The following is a 15,161-nucleotide window of genomic DNA, read 5'->3' as shown; positions in this document are numbered from 1 at the left end:
GACCAGCCTTGACGGAAGGCAGCACCTATGATTCGGCTAGCGTCAGTAGCGCCAGAAGAGGCGACGAACCCCCTCCTCCCGCATGTGTCGGAGATGGTCGTCGGTGGATTCGCGTTCCTGCTCGTCCTGTTCTTCGTCGGCCGCCTCCTGGTCCCCCGCATCCAGAAGACCCTGGAGGAGCGGACCGAGGCGATCGAGGGTGGCCTGAAGAAGGCCGAGGATGCTCAGCTCGCGGCCCAGCGCATGCTGGAGGAGTACAAGGCCAAGCTCAACGAGGCCCGTCACGAGGCCGCCCGCATGCGGGAAGAGGCTCGTGAGCAGGCCGCGCAGATCAAGGTCCAGCTCCGCGAGGAGGCCCAGGCCGAGGCCCGGCGTCTCATCGAGGCCGCGCACGCGCAGATCGAGGCCGACCGCCAGCAGGCGTTCGTCCAGCTGCGTGTCGAGCTCGGACGTCTGGCGACCGAGCTGGCGGCGCGCATCGTCGGTGAGTCGCTTGAGGACGAGGCCAGGCAGCGCCGTGTCGTCGACCGGTTCCTGGAGGAGCTCGAGTCCGCAGGCGGGGCGGCGGTGCGCTAATGAGGGGTCTGAGCCGTAGGTCGTTCGCCGCCGTCGAGGAGCGCTTCAACGCGGTGGCCGCGAGGGCGGACCTCGGCCGTCTGGCCGAGGATCTGCACAGCGTCGCCGTCCTGCTCGATCGCGAGCACGGACTGCGCCGCAACCTCGCCGACCCTGCCCGCCCCGCGGAGCAGAAGGCCGAGATCGTGCGGTCGCTGCTGGGCGGCAAGATCGACGACGCCGCGCTGGAGACGGTCGTCGCGGCCGTCTCCGCCAAGTGGTCCAGGTCACCCGACCTGTCGGACGCGCTGGAGCGGCTCAGCGTCATGGCCTCGGCCGCCGAAGCCGAGTCGCAGAACAGGCTCGACGATGTCGAGGACGAGCTGTTCCGGTTCGGCCGCATCGTGGAGGCCAATCCCGACCTGCGCCTGGCGCTGGTCGACCCGGCCATCCCGGCCGATGCCAAGAGCCGGCTGCTGGCCGAGTTGCTGGGCGACAAGGTCGCCCCGACCTCGCTGCGGTTGATCACACAGCTCGTGCAGCACCCGAGAGGGCGTAGTTTGGAAAGAGGGCTGGATGAGTACATCCGGCTCGTGGCGGAGCAGCGACAGCAACTTGTCGCCGTGGTGCGCAGTGCGGTTCCGCTGACCGACGGGCAGAGGCAACGCCTCGCGACCTGGCTGCGCACCACGTACGGTCGCGACGTCCACCTGAACACTGAGGTGGACCCGCGGGTGGTCGGTGGATTCTCGGTCCGTCTAGGGGACGAGATGATCGACACCACGATCGCAGGACGTATCGAAGAAGTCCGCCGCCGGTTGGCCGGCTAGGAGTGTCAGGGCGGCCGATGATTAGGGAGACTGAAGAGAGATGGCGGAGCTGACGATCCGGCCGGACGAGATCCGGAACGCGCTTGAGCGGTTCGTTCAGTCGTACGAGCCGGAAGGCGCGGCGCGCGAGGAGATCGGGACCGTCGTCGACGCTGGCGACGGCATCGCCCACATCTCCGGCCTTCCCTCGGCGATGGCGAACGAGCTGCTCGAGTTCGAGGACGGAACGCGCGGTCTGGCACTGAACCTGGATGTCCGGGAGATCGGTGTCGTTATCCTGGGCGACTTCAGCGGAGTCGAGGAGGGCCAGTCGGTCCGCCGGACGGGCGAGGTTCTGTCCGCGCCGGTCGGCGACGGCTTCCTCGGCCGCGTGGTCGACCCGCTGGGCAACCCCCTTGACGGCAAGGGCGCCATCGAGGCGGAGGCGCGCCGTCCCCTCGAGGTGCAGGCGCCCTCGGTCGTGCAGCGCCAGCCGGTGAAGGAGCCGCTGCAGACCGGCCTCAAGGCGATCGACGCCATGACGCCGATCGGCCGTGGCCAGCGCCAGCTGATCATCGGCGACCGCGGTACGGGCAAGACCGCGATCGCCGTGGACACGATCCTCAACCAGCGTGAGAACTGGGCCACCGGTGACCCGGCGAAGCAGGTGCGCTGCGTCTACGTCGCCATCGGCCAGAAGGGCTCCACGATCGCGCAGGTCAGGGCCCGTCTGGAAGAGGCGGGTGCGATGGACTACACCACCATCGTCGCCGCCCCGGCCTCCGACCCTGCCGGTTACAAGTACCTCGCGCCCTACACCGGTTCGGCCATCGGCCAGCACTGGATGTACCAGGGCAAGCACGTTCTCATCGTGTTCGACGACCTGACCAAGCAGGCCGACGCCTACCGCGCCGTGTCCCTGCTGCTGCGTCGCCCGCCGGGCCGTGAGGCGTTCCCCGGCGACGTCTTCTACTTGCACTCCCGTCTGCTGGAGCGCTGTGCCAAGCTCTCCGACGACCTGGGCGCGGGCTCGATGACCGGTCTTCCGATCATCGAGACCAAGGGTAACGACGTCTCGGCGTTCATCCCGACCAACGTCATCTCCATCACCGACGGCCAGTGCTTCCTGGAGACCGACCTGTTCAACGCGGGTGTCCGCCCGGCGATCAACGTCGGTGTCTCGGTCTCGCGTGTCGGTGGCTCGGCGCAGGTCAAGGCGATGAGGAAGGTCGCCGGCACGCTGCGCCTGTCGCTGTCGCAGTACCGCGACCTGGAGGCCTTCGCGGCCTTCGCCTCCGACCTGGACGCGGCCTCCCGCGCCCAGCTGGAGCGCGGTGCCCGGCTGGTCGAGCTGCTCAAGCAGCCGCAGTACACCCCGTTCCCGGTGGAGAAGGAAGTCGTGTCGGTCTGGGCCGGCACCAGCGGCGAGCTGGACGACGTCCCGCTCGAGGACGTCGCCCGCTTCGAGACCGAGTTCCTGGAGTTCCTCTCGACGAAGTACAAGGGCGTTCTCGACGCCATTCGCGAGACCAGGGAGCTGAGCGACGACACGATCACGGCCCTCAAGGATGCGATCACCGAGTTCAAGACGACCTTCCAGACCTCTTCCGGCGAACTGCTGATCAAGGACGAGCAGGTCGAGGCGCTCACGGCGGACGAGGTCGGCCAGGAGAAGATCGTGAAGCACGTTCGCAAGACCGAGAAGAAGTAGCTCATGGGTGCCCAGCTAAGACTGCTGCGGCGGCGGATCAGGTCGGTGAAGTCCACGGCGAAGATCACCCGCGCCCAGGAGCTCATCGCCTCGTCTCGCATCATCAAGGCCCAGCAGCGCATGGAGGCGGCCCTGCCGTACGAGCGCGAGATCACTCGCGCGGTGTCGGCCGTCCTCAGCAACACGGCGGACGTCGACCACCCGCTGACGGTCGAGAAGGAGCAGCCGGCCACGGCCGGCGTGCTGATCGTGACCAGCGACCGCGGTTTCGCCGGGGGCTTCAACGCCAACGTCCTGCGCGAGGCCGAGGCGCTGGCCGGTCACCTGCGGGGCCGCAACGTGGAGATGAAGCCGTTCGTCGTCGGCCGTAAGGGCATCGGCTGGCACCGGTTCCGCGGCAGGGAGATGAGCGGGGAATGGTCCGGCTTCTCGGACGCCCCGCAGTACACCCACGCCAAGGACATCGCCGACGCGCTGGTCGGCGCCTTCGTCGACGAGAACGGTATCGACGAGATCCATGTCGTCTACACCCAGTTCGTCTCGATGCTGACCCAAGAGGTGCAGGTCAGGCGGATCCTGCCGCTTGAGGTGGAAGAGACCACCGAAGAGCCGAGCGACGGCCCGCTGCCCTACTACGAGTTCGAGCCGACCGCGGGAGAGGTGCTGAACCAGCTCCTGCCCCGCTACATCGAGTCGCGCATCTACAACGCGCTGCTCCAGTCGGCCGCCTCGGAGCACGCCTCGCGCCGCCGGGCGATGAAGTCGGCGACCGACAACGCCAACGAGCTCATCCGCACGTTCACCCAGCAGATGAACCAGGCTCGTCAGGCCGAGATCACCCAGGAAATCAGTGAGATCGTCGGTGGCGCCAACGCGCTCTCCGACGCCTCAGCGGGGAAAGAGTGAGAAACCACAATGACTGTTGACACCGTCGCGACCGCCGTGGGCCGTGTGGCCCGCGTCACGGGTCCCGTCGTCGACGTGGAGTTCCCCGTCGAGGCGATGCCGGAAATCTACAACGCCCTCACCACCGAGGTCACCCTCGGCGAGGACACCAAGCTGCTGACCATGGAGGTCGCCCAGCACCTGGGTGACAACCTGGTCCGCGCCATCTCCATGCAGCCCACCGACGGCCTGGTCCGCGGCGCCATCGTGACCGACACCGGCGGTCCCATCTCGGTGCCCGTCGGCGACGTCGTCAAGGGCCACGTGTGGAACACCCTGGGCGAGGCGCTGGACGTTCCCACCTCCTCGCTCCAGATCTCGGAGCGCTGGGGCATCCACCGTCCCTCCCCGGCGTTCGACCAGCTCGAGTCGCGTACCGAGATGCTCCCCACCGGCATCAAGGTCATCGACCTGCTCACCCCGTACGTCAAGGGCGGCAAGATCGGCCTGTTCGGCGGCGCGGGCGTCGGCAAGACCGTTCTGATCCAGGAGATGATCCGCCGGGTCGCGCTGAAGTTCTCCGGTACGTCGGTCTTCGCCGGCGTCGGCGAGCGCACCCGTGAGGGCAACGACCTGTGGCTGGAGATGGACGAGGCGGACGTCCTCAAGGACACCGCCCTGGTGTTCGGCCAGATGGACGAGCCCCCGGGCACCCGTCTTCGCGTCGCCCTCTCCGCGCTGACCATGGCGGAGTACTTCCGCGACGTCGAGAAGCAGGACGTGCTCCTGTTCATCGACAACATCTTCCGGTTCACCCAGGCCGGTTCCGAGGTGTCCACCCTGCTCGGCCGCATGCCGTCCGCGGTGGGTTACCAGCCGACCCTGGCCGACGAGATGGGCGTGCTCCAGGAGCGCATCACCTCGACCCGCGGTCACTCGATCACCTCCATGCAGGCGATCTACGTCCCCGCGGACGACATCACCGACCCGGCCCCGCACAACGCGTTCGCGCACCTCGACGCGCAGACCGTTCTGTCCCGGCCGATCTCGGAGAAGGGCATCTACCCCGCGGTGGACCCGCTCGACTCCACCTCCCGGATCCTCGACCCGACCATCGTCGGCGAGGAGCACTACCGGGTCGCCCAGGAGACCAAGCGGATCCTGCAGAAGTACCGCGAACTGCAGGACATCATCGCGATCCTCGGTATCGACGAGCTTTCCGAAGAGGACAAGGTCGTCGTCCAGCGGGCCCGCCGCATCGAGCGTTTCCTGTCCCACCCGATGTACGCCGCCGAGGCGTTCACCGGTCAGCCGGGAGAGTTCGTGCCGGTCGAGGAGACCATCGCCTCCTTCAAGGGCCTGTGTGAGGGTGAGTACGACCACCTGCCCGAGCAGGCGTTCTTCATGGTCGGCGGCATCGACCAGGCCATCGCCAAGGCCAAGGACCTGGCCCGCTGACAACTGGATGCCGGTACGGCCCGGCCGTACCGGCATTCTCGGAAGGTGTGTGATGGCAAAACTGCGCATCGGCGTCGTGTCGCCGGAACGTGAGATCTGGTCCGGCGAGGCCGACATGGTGATTGCCAAGACCGTGGAGGGTGAGATCGGTATTATGCCGAACCACGCACCCGTTCTCGGCGTCCTCGTGGAGGGCGGTGTCCTTCGCATCAAGCGTGGCGATGGCGGCGACGTCGTCGCGGCCGTCCACGGCGGGTTCATCTCGGTGGCCAACAACGAGGTGTCGGTCCTGGCCGAGACGGCCGAGCTCGGATCCGAGGTGGACGTCGCGGAGGCCCGCGACGCGCTGCAGCGGGCGCTCGCGTCCGTCGACTCCGACAGCGAGGACACCGACGCACAGACCGAGGCCAAGCGTGCGAGGGCCCGCCTGCGGGCCGCCGGCGAAGAGGTCTGACGACAACGAAAACGGAAGCGGGGGGCGACGATGGCGGCGCTTGACATTCTGATAAGCGTTGCGGTGATCGCCGCCCTCTTCTTCCTCCGCGGGTTCGCGCTCGCACGATCCCGAGGAACCGTCGTATGTAGCCTCCGGACCGGAGACCGGGCCTGGAGGAGCGGGGTGGCCCGCTATGCGGGCGGGGAACTCCACTGGATCCCGTTTCTTGGACTGCGACTGAGGCCGCGCCACGCGATCGCGAGGCGCGGCCTCACTGTTTCCACCCGGCGTCCCCTCGTCGGCGAGGAGGGCCCCGCCGGCTACTGGACGGTCGACTGCGGCGGGGTGTCGCTCGCCATGAGCGAGGACGCCCTGACCGGCTTCCTCGCCTGGGTCGAGTCGGCCCCTCCCAGCGCCCACCTCGACGCCGCCTAGCCGGTGACGCCGCCCGGCTAGCGTGTGCCGCCGGGCTTCCAGAGCAGCTCCTGGCCGTCGGCCGCGGTGCGGCACAGGATGAACATCAGGTCGCTCAGACGGTTCAGGTATCTCGCGGTGAGCGGGTTCACGTCGTCATGGGTCTCCAGCGCCGACCAGGTGGTGCGTTCGGCCCGCCGTACGACCGTGCGGGCGACGTGCAGCAGCGCGGTGCCGGGCGCGCCGCCCGGGAGGATGAAGCTGCGCAGCGGACGTAGCTCCTCGTTGAACCGGTCGCACTGCGTCTCGAGCCACTCGATGTAGGACGGCTCCACCCTGAGCGGGGGGAACTCGGGGTTCTCCCTCACGGGGGTGCACAGGTCGGCGCCGAGGTCGAACAGCTCGTTCTGCACCCGGGCCAGCACCTCGACGATCGCGGGGGAGAGGTCTCCCAGGCTCACCGCGACGCCGATGGCGGCGTTCGCCTCCTCGACGTCGGCGTAAGCGGCGAGCCGGGGATCGGTCTTGGTCGTGCGGCTCATGTCGCCCAGTGTCGTGGTGCCGTCGTCTCCGGTACGAGTGTAGATCTTGGAGAGCACCACGGGCTTGTCGTTGTCGGCTGGCGTCATGCCGCCCAGCGTAACGCGCCTCGGAAACAGGGCGCCCGGCTGGATTCGGCGCTTCACAGGCATAGGTTTCGGCTGGGAGGGCAGGGAAGTTCACGCGGCCTGTAAAGGCCGCCGGACAGGAGGAGGCGGCATGCGACGCCGGAGCGGTCCGGGACACCAGGTGGTCAACGTCGGGTCCCGTCTCGACGTGGGCACGGTCGCCAGGCTGCGGCCGCGCCTGCACGAGGCGGTCGACTCCGGTGACGGTGACATGATCGTCGACCTCTCCGGGCTGGAGATGATCGACGCGGCCGGTCTCGGGGTGCTCGTCGGCACGCATCGCCGCGCGCTACGCGCGGAACGCCGCCTCGTGCTCAGGGGGGTGCCACCGCGTGTCATGCGGTTGCTCGCCATGACCCGGTTACACCGGGTGCTTCGGGTGGAGCTTCCCACGGCCGCCGTGGCCTGATCGCGGCATCCGGCGTGCGACGGGGGGCGCCGGGGTCGTGCATATCGAGGGGGAGCCGCCGAGCGTTCGCCTGTCTCCAGGGCGATCACGGCCCGCGTGTTCCGGGGCAGGTCGTCTCAGGGGTTCACCCGCGTATCGGGGCGGGTCCACTCAGGGGGGTTCGCCTGCGTGTCGGGGCGGGTCGTCTGCGGGCGCCCGCCCCTCTCTTGAGCCGGCGACGGGCTCTCAGGAGCCGAACGAGCGCCGGAAGATGTGGACGGCCGCCTCGATGAGGTGCTCCAGGGGCGGCTGAACGTCGGCCAGCACCCACTCGATGAGCAGTTCCTGTATCGCCCCGACCATCCCGAGGGCGAGCAGGTGCGTCCTTCCCGGCAGGCCGTCCGGGAGGTCGCCCACGGTCTCCTCGATCATCTGGGTGAAGTCGCCCACCGCGCGCTGCCGGTGGGCGGTGAGGATGTCGCCGGCCCTGCGCACCTCGAGGTGCATGATCCGGGCGCGCCTGATGTCGCGGGTGACGAACGTGATGTACTGGCGGATACCCGCCTGGATCTTGCTCTCCGGATCGGGAGGCGCCTCGCCGATGGCCTTGGCGACCGAGAGCAGGGTCTCGCCGACGCAGCGGTCGTAGACCGCTCGCATCAGGTCTTCCCGGCTGGTGAAACATTCATAGAAGGCGCGATTCGAGATTCGTGCCGCCGCGCACAACCGCTCGATCGTGGTCGCGGTGAACCCCACGCCGGCGAACGACGTGTAGGCAGCGCTCAGCAACCGCTCCCTTCGGTCGGCTAATCGCTGCTCCGCGGTCATGCCCCGGTAGTCGCGTCCCGTCGCCACTGCACACCTCGCGTCCTGCTGGCCCCGTAGGAACCCATCATTATGGACGCAAGATCGTTTTTCTGGAAGTATCAGGACAACTAGCTCTTGCGCCGGCCATGCAGGAACGTCACCAACTTCACAAGACGCTCCATGTCAGCCGGCGTGCGCGAGAACGACGTGAGGTTCATCCCCGGGATGGCGAAACGCTGCCTGGAGATCGCCTTCGGCCGTGCGAACTCGCGCAGCCCGTCGGCGCCGTGGATGCGCCCGAACCCCGACTCGCCCACCCCGCCGAACGGCAGCGACGGCACGCCCGCGAAGGAGATGACGGAGTTGATCGCCGTCATGCCGGTGAGCATCGCCCTGGCGAGCTCCATGGCCCGGCGGGTGTTGCCCGAGAAGATGGTGCCGCCCAGGCCGTAGGAGACGGCGTTGGACTTCTCCAGCGCCTCCTCCAGGGTCGCGACCTTCCGCACCGTGATCGTCGGCCCGAAGGTCTCCTCCCGCACGGCGCTTGAGTCCTCGGGGACGTCGGTGAGCACCACCGGGTCGACGTACGGGGGCCGTACGGACTCCGCGCCGCCCACCACGGCCTTCCCGCCCTTGGCGAGGGCGTCGTCGACGTGCCGCCGGATCACGTCCGTCTGGGCCGGCATGGTGATCGGCCCGTAGTCCTCCCCGCTGCGTACGGCTGTGGCCCGCTCGGTGAGCTCGCGCAGGAAGTCGTCGTAGACGCGCTCCACCACGTAGACACGCTCGACGCCCACGCAGGTCTGCCCGGAGTTGGACATCGCCCCCCAGATCGCCGCGTCGGCCGCCGCGCCGAGGTCGGCGTCGGCGTCCACGATCAGCGCGTCCTTGCCGCCGCACTCGGCCACGAGCGGCGTGAGGTTCGCCGCGCAGGCGGCCATGACCCGCTTGGCGGTGGCGGTGGAGCCGGTGAAGGCCACCTTGCGGACGCCCGGATGCCCGGCGAGGGCGGCTCCGGTCTCCCCGAGACCGGTGACGACCTGGAACACCTTCCGCTCCGGGACGCTCTGCGTGAACAGCTCCGCCAGCAGCGCGCCGACCCCGGGTGTGAGCTCGCTGGGCTTGAACACCACGGCGTTCCCGGCGGCCAGAGCGTAGGCGATCGAGCCCATCGGGGTGAACACCGGATAGTTCCACGGACCGATCACGCCGACGACGCCCAGCGGGAGGTACTCCAGGGTGGCGGCGAGGTTGAGCCCGATCATGCCCGTCGAGACCCGGCGCGGGCCGAGGACCTTGCGCGCGTTGCGCGCCGCCCAGTCGAGGTGGGTGATGGCGAGCACCGTCTCCAACGTGGCGTCGCCGATCGGCTTGCCGGTCTCCTCGTGGACCAGCGTGGCGATGCGGGTGAGGTTCTGGGTCAGCACGGCCTTGTAGTCGAGCAGCCGCCGCTTGCGGCGCTCGAAGCCCAGCCCCGCCCACCACCGGGCGGCCTCGCCCGCACTCTCCACCGCCGCCCCCACCGCTTCGGCGTCGTGGAGGGGGTGGGTGCCCACGACCACCCCGGAGGCGGGGTTGAGGGAGTCGAAGGTGCGCTGTTCGGTAGCCGTTGACATGGCGTCTCCTTCTCGGGGCCTCGCGGCCGCTCGCCTCCGGAGCGGGCTCTGGGACCACGCTCTTCCCCGCCAAAGGGGATCTGGGGCAACGATAGCTCCATCGTTGCGGGAGAAACCATCTCTTGCCGGAGCGACCCGAGGCCTGGAGTCGCTCACGATCTCACAGAATGCCGCGGGCGAGTGCCGTGGTGACGGCGGCGGTACGGTCGGAGACGCCGAGCTTGCCGAAGATCCGCAGAAGATGGGTCTTGACCGTCGTCTCGCTGATGAACAGCTCCCTGCCGACCTCCGCGTTGGTCAGGCCCCGCGCGACCAGCGCCAGCACCTCGGTCTCCCGTTTGGACAGCGACTCGACCGCCGGTGCCCGCATCCGGGTGACCAGCTTCGTGGCGACCGAAGGGGACAGGACGGTCTCACCGCGCGCGGCGGCGAACACGGCCGCCACCAGGTCGGCCCGCGAGGTGTCCTTCAGCAGGTAACCGGCGGCGCCCGCCTCGACCGCGCGAACGATGTCCTGATCGGTCTCGTAGGTGGTGAGGACGACGACCCGGCTCGCCGGGCGATCGGCGAGGATGCGCGCGATGGCGCCCACACCGTCGCCTCCGGGCATCCGCAGGTCCATCAGGATCACGTCCGGACCCAGTTCGCGGGCGCGCGCCACCGCCTCGTCACCCGATCCGGCCTCCCCGGCCACGGCGATGCCGGGATCGGCCTCCAGCATGCCGCGCAGTCCTTCACGCACCACGGGGTGGTCGTCGACGATCAGTACGTGTATCACGGAAGGTGCTCCTCGTGGGGAAACCGGACGATCAGCTCGGTGCCCCGGCCCGGCGCGCTCCGCACATCGAGGGTGCCTCCGGCCTGCTCCACATGGCTTCGCATGGCGCGTAGACCGTACCCCGTGGTGGTGGCCTGGCCGTCGAAGCCGCGGCCGTCGTCGCGGACCCGGAGGACCACGTCATGCTCCCCGTACTCCACACCGACGAGGACCGAGGAGGCCGCCGCGTGCTTGCGCACGTTGGCCAGCCCTTCCTGCGCGGCGCGGACCAGCGCCACCTCCATGCCGGGCGGCAGCCCGCGCGACGCGCCCTCGGCCGCGAACCTCACCGGCACGCCCAGTTCCTCGCCCGTCCGCGCCGTGATCCTGCCCAGCGCCTCCTCGAGGGTGGATCCGTCGAGGGGCGCGGGGCTCAGGGCGGTGATCAGGCCACGTGCCTGGTCGAGGTTCTCCCTCGCCGTGCGCATGGCGAGGGCGAGGTGCCTGGACGGATCGGCCTGGGCCTCGGCCGCCTGGATGAGCATGATGATGCTGGTGAATCCCTGGGCGAGCGTGTCGTGGATCTCTCCGGCCAGCCGTTCGCGTTCCGCCAGGGCGCCCCGTTCCCGGGAGAGCCGCTCCACCTCCGCCCGGCTGGCCTCCAGTTCCTCGATGAGCTGGGCCCGCTCGGCGCTCTGGGCGATGATGCGCGTGATCCACGGCCCGATCACCATCGCGAAGGTGATGGTGACCGCGGCGCTGGCGACGAACGTGAGAACGGTTCTCCCATCGAGATCCGGCCGTGCGAGGAAGCGGATCGCCGCGGGGAGATAGATGATCAGCATCGCCGCCAGCGCCCACCGGGAACGCAGCAGCATGAACAACTGCGGACAGACCGCGAAGAGCCCGAACAGGGCGGCCGGCGCGATGATCGTGGCCGGGACGAAGGCGACGACGACCAGACCCGTGTAGATCAGCCCTGCCCGGTCGTCGTCCTCCTTGATGGCCCGGCGGCCAACGGCGAGATAGGCGACGGTGCACATGGCCAGCAGGGTGATCGTGACCGCCTTGGCCGCCACGCCGATGTCGTCGTCCAGCGCCACGAACGCGACGGTCACCAGGAAGGCGACCATGAAGAGGATCTCCCAGCCGTGGAAGGCCTCCCAGGCGTGGCTCCGCGCGTTGCCCTGCTCAGCCGCGCTCCGGCGAGCGTACGACCGGGTCATGGCCGAGGTCATCCGTCGCGGCGGCTCTTCCAGCGGAACGTCGTCAGGCACAGGACAAGACCTCCGGCGACCCAGGCTGCCAGCACCAGGGCGACGCGGTCCAGTTCGTAGGACCCGGTGAGCTCGAAGGCGGCCCCGGCATCGCCGAGGAACACCGACCTGAAGCCCTGGCACATCCACTTCAGCGGGAAGAGCGACGAGATGTTGATCAGCCATTCCGGGAGCTCGGTCACCGGGATGAACACCCCGGAGATGAACTGCAGCACCACGAACGGCATGCTGATCACCGCCGTCGCGCTCCTGGCGGACCGCGGCAGGCTGCTGGCGGCGATGCCGAGCAGGGCAGAACCCGTGATGCCGAGCAGGAACACCCAGGTGAAGGTGAACCACCGGGACACCTCCGCGGGAAGCGTCAGGTCGTAAGCGATCACCCCGATGGCGAGCAGGATGGCGACCTGCAGCAGGGCCACCAGGAGGACGTTCAAAATCTTTCCGAGGAAGTACGCGCTGCGCGGCAGGGGAGTGCCGGCGAGGCGCTTGAGCGTGCCGTCGTCACGGTCGACGGCGATGCCGATGCCCAGGTTCTGGAAGCTCGCGCTCATGACTCCGGCACCGATCAGACCGGCGGTGTAGAGCTGGGAGACGGTGATCGGGCCGCCTTCCAGCGTCCCGCCGAAGATCGATCCGAAGATGCCGAGCAGGATGATCGGGAAGGCGAAGGTGAAGACGACGGAGTCCTTCTCGCGGAAGAACATCTTGCTCTCGGCGATGCCCCTCGACCAGCCGGTGGCGGCCACCGAGGGCAGGCGGTGCGGGATGACCGGGCTCGCGGCGATGGCCGCGGGCGGGCTTACGGTGTCGCTCATGGGAACCTCGGGGGTCATCGGGGATCGCGGGACCGGCTCGCGGCCGGGCTGTGGTCGTCGGGCTCGGTGCTGGAGGAGCCGATGAGGTCCAGGTAGATGTCCTCGAGGGAAGGGCGGGTGACGGTCAGCTCGGGGACCTCGCCGTCGAACCGCCGGGTCAGCTCCACGACCGTCCTGGTCGGGGTGCCGGTCTGGAGCTGCTTTCGCTCCCCTTCCTCCAACCAGCTCACCTGGGCCTTGGCCACCGCCCGCCCGCCCAGGGTGGCGGGCGGGCCCTCGGCCACGACGCGGCCCTTGGTGATGACCGCCACCCGGTCGGCGAGCGCCTCTGCCTCGTCGAGGTAGTGGGTGGTCAGCACGATGGTCGTGCCCTCCTGGGCCAGGTCCTGGATCAGGACCCAGAACCGGCGGCGCGCCTCGGGGTCGAAGCCGGTGGTCGGCTCGTCCAGGAACAGCACCTCGGGGTTGCCGACCACACCGAGGGCCACGTCCACCCGCCGCCGCTGGCCGCCGGACAGCTGCCGGATGCGCTTGTCCGCCTTGTCCGTCAGCCCGACCTTTTCGATCAGCGCGTCGGGGTCCCTGGCCTGGGGGTAGTAGCCGGCGAAGTGGCGGATGGTCTCGCGAACCGTCAGCTCCGCCGTGTCGTTCGCCGTCTGGAGGACGATGCCGACCCGGCTGCGCCACAGCCGGGTCGGATGGCCGGGGTCGGTGCCCAGCACGCTCACCTCACCGGCGTCCCGTTGGCGGTACCCCTCCAGGATCTCGACCGTCGTGGACTTGCCCGCGCCGTTGGGACCGAGGATGGCGAAGACCTCGCCGGTCCCGATCTCCAGGTCGATGCCGTCCACCGCCCGTACCTCGCCGTACCGCTTGGCGAGGCCACGGACCTTCACCGCCGTCTGCGTCATGCCTCGATCATCCGCACCCCGCGGTCCCCGTGGCACCATCGAGAGACCGACCCGGGTGTCCACCGTTCGGAGGACAGGGAGGCTAGGCCGGGGTGCCGAGGCTGCAGTCGGGATACGTCCGCCGGTCGTCGAGATCGGACAGCAGGGTCTCCCATTCGGTGCCGATGACGTCCAGGTGGTACTTCGCCGCGGTGCGCAGGGCGTTGGCGCCGAGCGTGCGGCGCAGTTCCTCGTCCTCGATCAGCCGGCAGATGCCGTTCGCGAGCGCCGCGGCCTTCTTCGAGCGGATGAGCAGGCCGTCGTGCCCGTTCGTGATGATCTCCCTGGGCCCGTGCGGGCAGTCGAAGCTGACCACCGGTAGGCCCTTGCTCATCGCCTCCAGGATCGTCATGCCGAAGCCCTCGTAACGCGAGCTCACGACGTAGATCGACGACTTGGACAGCTCGAGGCCGATCTGCGGCGTGCTGCCCATCAGGAAGACCTTGCCGGAGAGCCCCGCCTCGTCGATACGGGCCTGGAGCTTCTCCTCGCGCTCGGGCGTACTGCTCCCGTAGATGCGCAGCACCCAGTCGGGATGCGCCTCCGCCACCTGCTTCCACGCGTTGACCATCCGGTCGAAGCCCTTGGCCCACACGATGCGCCCGACGCCGATGACGACCTTCTCCTCCAGCGTGGACACCTCTCCAGGCAGGTCGGGAATGGCGTTGGGAATCCGCAGCAGGCGCTTGGGCCGGCTGGGCTTGAGCGCTTTGGTGTAGTGCTTCAGGTCGGTCTCGGTGAGCGTGGCGAACGCGTCGAGCCTGCCGTACCGCCTTTTGATCTGGGCCTGCAGCTGAGGCCCGTGGGACTCGAAGGTGACGTGCTCCTGGCCGACGGTGAGCACCTCCGGCGGTGCGAACAGGCCCATGACGAGGTTGAAGCCGGGGCGCGTGCCGATGACCACGCCACCCCGCAGGGAGCGGAGATAGCGGACCAGCCTCAGGTCCGTCAGCAGACTCATGCTGAGATAAGCCTTCTCCTCCTGCGGGACCAGCCTGCTCGGGCGGCGGGAGAGGAACTCGGCCACCGGGCCCCGTGGAAGGGTCCTGTCGTCCAGGAAGGACACCCGAACGCCCGGCGGCATCTCGAAGAAAGGCTCCTCGGCCGTGCGGACCAAGCTGACGATCTCCACCTCGCGCTCCTTCGCCAGGTAGGTGGCGAGGTTGAGCACGGTGCGGATCGTTCCCCCCATGCCGTACGCGTGCAGCAGCAGGATGCGGACCGTTCCTGTGCCCCGCGGCGGCGCCGTGCGCGCTCGCCTCCGGTTCAGCAGGTCGAGCACCTTGAGGGCCACCTGGGCGGCGACCTGACGTCCCCTCTTTAACACGCCAAAGTCCCCTTATGTCCTAAAGCCATACTTAATGCCCCTCGAAGTGTGATATGCCACGAAATACCGGAAGCATGCGTGACCCCCAGGTGAGAGTGGTGAGCCACCCCACCGCGGAAGGCAGGAATCCGGCCAGGACGCCCCTTACCTAACCGCGCATTCAAGATCTAGACGCTCTGGGACCTCGGTAACGTTGCACTGGTTGTCCACAAATTCGCTGAGTCATCAGACCGCTACGTTCACTACGCCTGACCGACGAGCCGGCCGCGCTATCGCGACAAAGGGCAC

The 15,161-nt window shown here is 68.8% G+C and carries 16 protein-coding genes; 8 read left to right on the top strand and 8 right to left on the bottom strand.

Features of this window, described 5'->3' with window-relative positions; translation table 11 throughout:
- Positions 1–27 precede the first annotated feature (27 nt).
- From ABD810_RS32800 to ABD810_RS32770, 7 genes are read left to right on the top strand one after another with little or no spacing between them, the layout of a single operon-like run.
- Complete coding sequence (locus ABD810_RS32800) at positions 28–576, top strand: F0F1 ATP synthase subunit B (protein WP_344949730.1); 549 nt, start codon at positions 28–30, stop codon at positions 574–576.
- A complete protein-coding gene (locus tag ABD810_RS32795) occupies positions 576–1,385 on the top strand; it encodes a F0F1 ATP synthase subunit delta (RefSeq protein ID WP_344949727.1) in 810 nt (269 codons plus the stop codon). The genes ABD810_RS32800 and ABD810_RS32795 overlap by 1 nt, the downstream gene beginning before the upstream one ends.
- A 40-nt stretch (positions 1,386–1,425) precedes the next feature.
- On the top strand, positions 1,426–3,075 hold the full coding sequence (gene atpA / locus ABD810_RS32790; RefSeq protein ID WP_344949724.1) for a F0F1 ATP synthase subunit alpha: 1,650 nt from the start codon (positions 1,426–1,428) through the stop codon (positions 3,073–3,075).
- A gap of 3 nt (positions 3,076–3,078) precedes the next feature.
- On the top strand, positions 3,079–3,981 hold the full coding sequence (locus ABD810_RS32785; protein ID WP_344949721.1) for a F0F1 ATP synthase subunit gamma: 903 nt from the start codon (positions 3,079–3,081) through the stop codon (positions 3,979–3,981).
- 9 nt (positions 3,982–3,990) lie between these two features.
- The gene (gene atpD, locus ABD810_RS32780) at positions 3,991–5,418 is read left to right on the top strand and encodes a F0F1 ATP synthase subunit beta (RefSeq protein WP_344949718.1); all 1,428 of its coding nucleotides are present in this window, start codon (positions 3,991–3,993) and stop codon (positions 5,416–5,418) included.
- Positions 5,419–5,470: 52 nt separating this feature from the next.
- Positions 5,471–5,872 carry a F0F1 ATP synthase subunit epsilon gene (locus ABD810_RS32775; protein WP_344949715.1) on the top strand — a complete coding sequence of 134 codons (402 nt, stop codon included), beginning with the start codon at positions 5,471–5,473 and terminating at the stop codon, positions 5,870–5,872.
- Positions 5,873–5,902: 30 nt separating this feature from the next.
- Entirely contained in the window at positions 5,903–6,289 is a 387-nt protein-coding gene (locus ABD810_RS32770) for a DUF2550 domain-containing protein (RefSeq protein ID WP_344949713.1), read from the top strand.
- 17 nt (positions 6,290–6,306) lie between these two features.
- Here ABD810_RS32770 and ABD810_RS32765 read toward each other — a convergent pair whose 3' ends face one another.
- The gene (locus ABD810_RS32765) at positions 6,307–6,897 is read right to left on the bottom strand and encodes a cob(I)yrinic acid a,c-diamide adenosyltransferase (RefSeq protein WP_344949710.1); all 591 of its coding nucleotides are present in this window, start codon (positions 6,895–6,897) and stop codon (positions 6,307–6,309) included.
- Positions 6,898–7,027: 130 nt separating this feature from the next.
- On the opposite strand from ABD810_RS32765, the gene ABD810_RS32760 reads away from it, so the two are divergent.
- On the top strand, positions 7,028–7,345 hold the full coding sequence (locus tag ABD810_RS32760; RefSeq protein ID WP_344949707.1) for an STAS domain-containing protein: 318 nt from the start codon (positions 7,028–7,030) through the stop codon (positions 7,343–7,345).
- Positions 7,346–7,570: 225 nt separating this feature from the next.
- Here the strand turns inward: ABD810_RS32760 and ABD810_RS32755 are convergent, their stop codons facing one another.
- From ABD810_RS32755 to ABD810_RS32725, 7 genes are all read right to left on the bottom strand, one after another.
- Positions 7,571–8,179 (bottom strand): TetR/AcrR family transcriptional regulator, encoded by a 609-nt coding sequence (locus ABD810_RS32755; protein ID WP_344949704.1) that lies wholly within the window; start codon positions 8,177–8,179, stop codon positions 7,571–7,573.
- Positions 8,180–8,259: 80 nt separating this feature from the next.
- Positions 8,260–9,747, bottom strand: coding sequence for an aldehyde dehydrogenase family protein (locus ABD810_RS32750; RefSeq protein ID WP_344949701.1), 1,488 nt, complete (start codon positions 9,745–9,747; stop codon positions 8,260–8,262).
- 160 nt (positions 9,748–9,907) lie between these two features.
- The gene (locus ABD810_RS32745; protein ID WP_344949698.1) at positions 9,908–10,525 is read right to left on the bottom strand and encodes a response regulator; all 618 of its coding nucleotides are present in this window, start codon (positions 10,523–10,525) and stop codon (positions 9,908–9,910) included.
- Entirely contained in the window at positions 10,522–11,781 is a 1,260-nt protein-coding gene (locus tag ABD810_RS32740) for a sensor histidine kinase (protein ID WP_344949695.1), read from the bottom strand. The genes ABD810_RS32745 and ABD810_RS32740 overlap by 4 nt, the downstream gene beginning before the upstream one ends.
- Positions 11,739–12,596 carry an ABC transporter permease gene (locus tag ABD810_RS32735; RefSeq protein WP_344949692.1) on the bottom strand — a complete coding sequence of 286 codons (858 nt, stop codon included), beginning with the start codon at positions 12,594–12,596 and terminating at the stop codon, positions 11,739–11,741. Before ABD810_RS32735 ends, ABD810_RS32740 begins: the two co-directional genes overlap by 43 nt.
- Before the next feature lie 14 nt (positions 12,597–12,610).
- Complete coding sequence (locus ABD810_RS32730; protein WP_344949690.1) at positions 12,611–13,507, bottom strand: ABC transporter ATP-binding protein; 897 nt, start codon at positions 13,505–13,507, stop codon at positions 12,611–12,613.
- An 82-nt stretch (positions 13,508–13,589) separates the two neighbouring features.
- On the bottom strand, positions 13,590–14,873 hold the full coding sequence (locus tag ABD810_RS32725; protein ID WP_344949687.1) for a glycosyltransferase family 4 protein: 1,284 nt from the start codon (positions 14,871–14,873) through the stop codon (positions 13,590–13,592).
- Positions 14,874–15,161 lie beyond the last annotated feature (288 nt).

The sequence above is a fragment of the Sphaerisporangium flaviroseum genome (genome assembly GCF_039537005.1).
GTDB lineage: Bacteria > Actinomycetota > Actinomycetes > Streptosporangiales > Streptosporangiaceae > Sphaerisporangium > Sphaerisporangium flaviroseum.
This window is presented reverse-complemented; position numbering and strand designations above follow the sequence as displayed.

Bases quoted from the DNA above. Each gene is read 5' to 3' on its own strand.
- atpA (WP_344949724.1), top strand. From the start codon at position 1,426: ATGGCGGAGCTGACGATCCGGCCGGACGAGATCCGGAACGCGCTTGAG.
- ABD810_RS32785 (WP_344949721.1), top strand. From the start codon at position 3,079: ATGGGTGCCCAGCTAAGACTGCTGCGGCGGCGGATCAGGTCGGTGAAG.
- ABD810_RS32765 (WP_344949710.1), bottom strand. From the start codon at position 6,897: ATGACGCCAGCCGACAACGACAAGCCCGTGGTGCTCTCCAAGATCTAC.
- ABD810_RS32795 (WP_344949727.1), top strand. From the start codon at position 576: ATGAGGGGTCTGAGCCGTAGGTCGTTCGCCGCCGTCGAGGAGCGCTTC.
- ABD810_RS32775 (WP_344949715.1), top strand. From the start codon at position 5,471: ATGGCAAAACTGCGCATCGGCGTCGTGTCGCCGGAACGTGAGATCTGG.
- ABD810_RS32730 (WP_344949690.1), bottom strand. From the start codon at position 13,507: ATGACGCAGACGGCGGTGAAGGTCCGTGGCCTCGCCAAGCGGTACGGC.
- ABD810_RS32760 (WP_344949707.1), top strand. From the start codon at position 7,028: ATGCGACGCCGGAGCGGTCCGGGACACCAGGTGGTCAACGTCGGGTCC.
- ABD810_RS32750 (WP_344949701.1), bottom strand. From the start codon at position 9,747: ATGTCAACGGCTACCGAACAGCGCACCTTCGACTCCCTCAACCCCGCC.
- ABD810_RS32800 (WP_344949730.1), top strand. From the start codon at position 28: ATGATTCGGCTAGCGTCAGTAGCGCCAGAAGAGGCGACGAACCCCCTC.
- atpD (WP_344949718.1), top strand. From the start codon at position 3,991: ATGACTGTTGACACCGTCGCGACCGCCGTGGGCCGTGTGGCCCGCGTC.
- ABD810_RS32735 (WP_344949692.1), bottom strand. From the start codon at position 12,596: ATGAGCGACACCGTAAGCCCGCCCGCGGCCATCGCCGCGAGCCCGGTC.
- ABD810_RS32770 (WP_344949713.1), top strand. From the start codon at position 5,903: ATGGCGGCGCTTGACATTCTGATAAGCGTTGCGGTGATCGCCGCCCTC.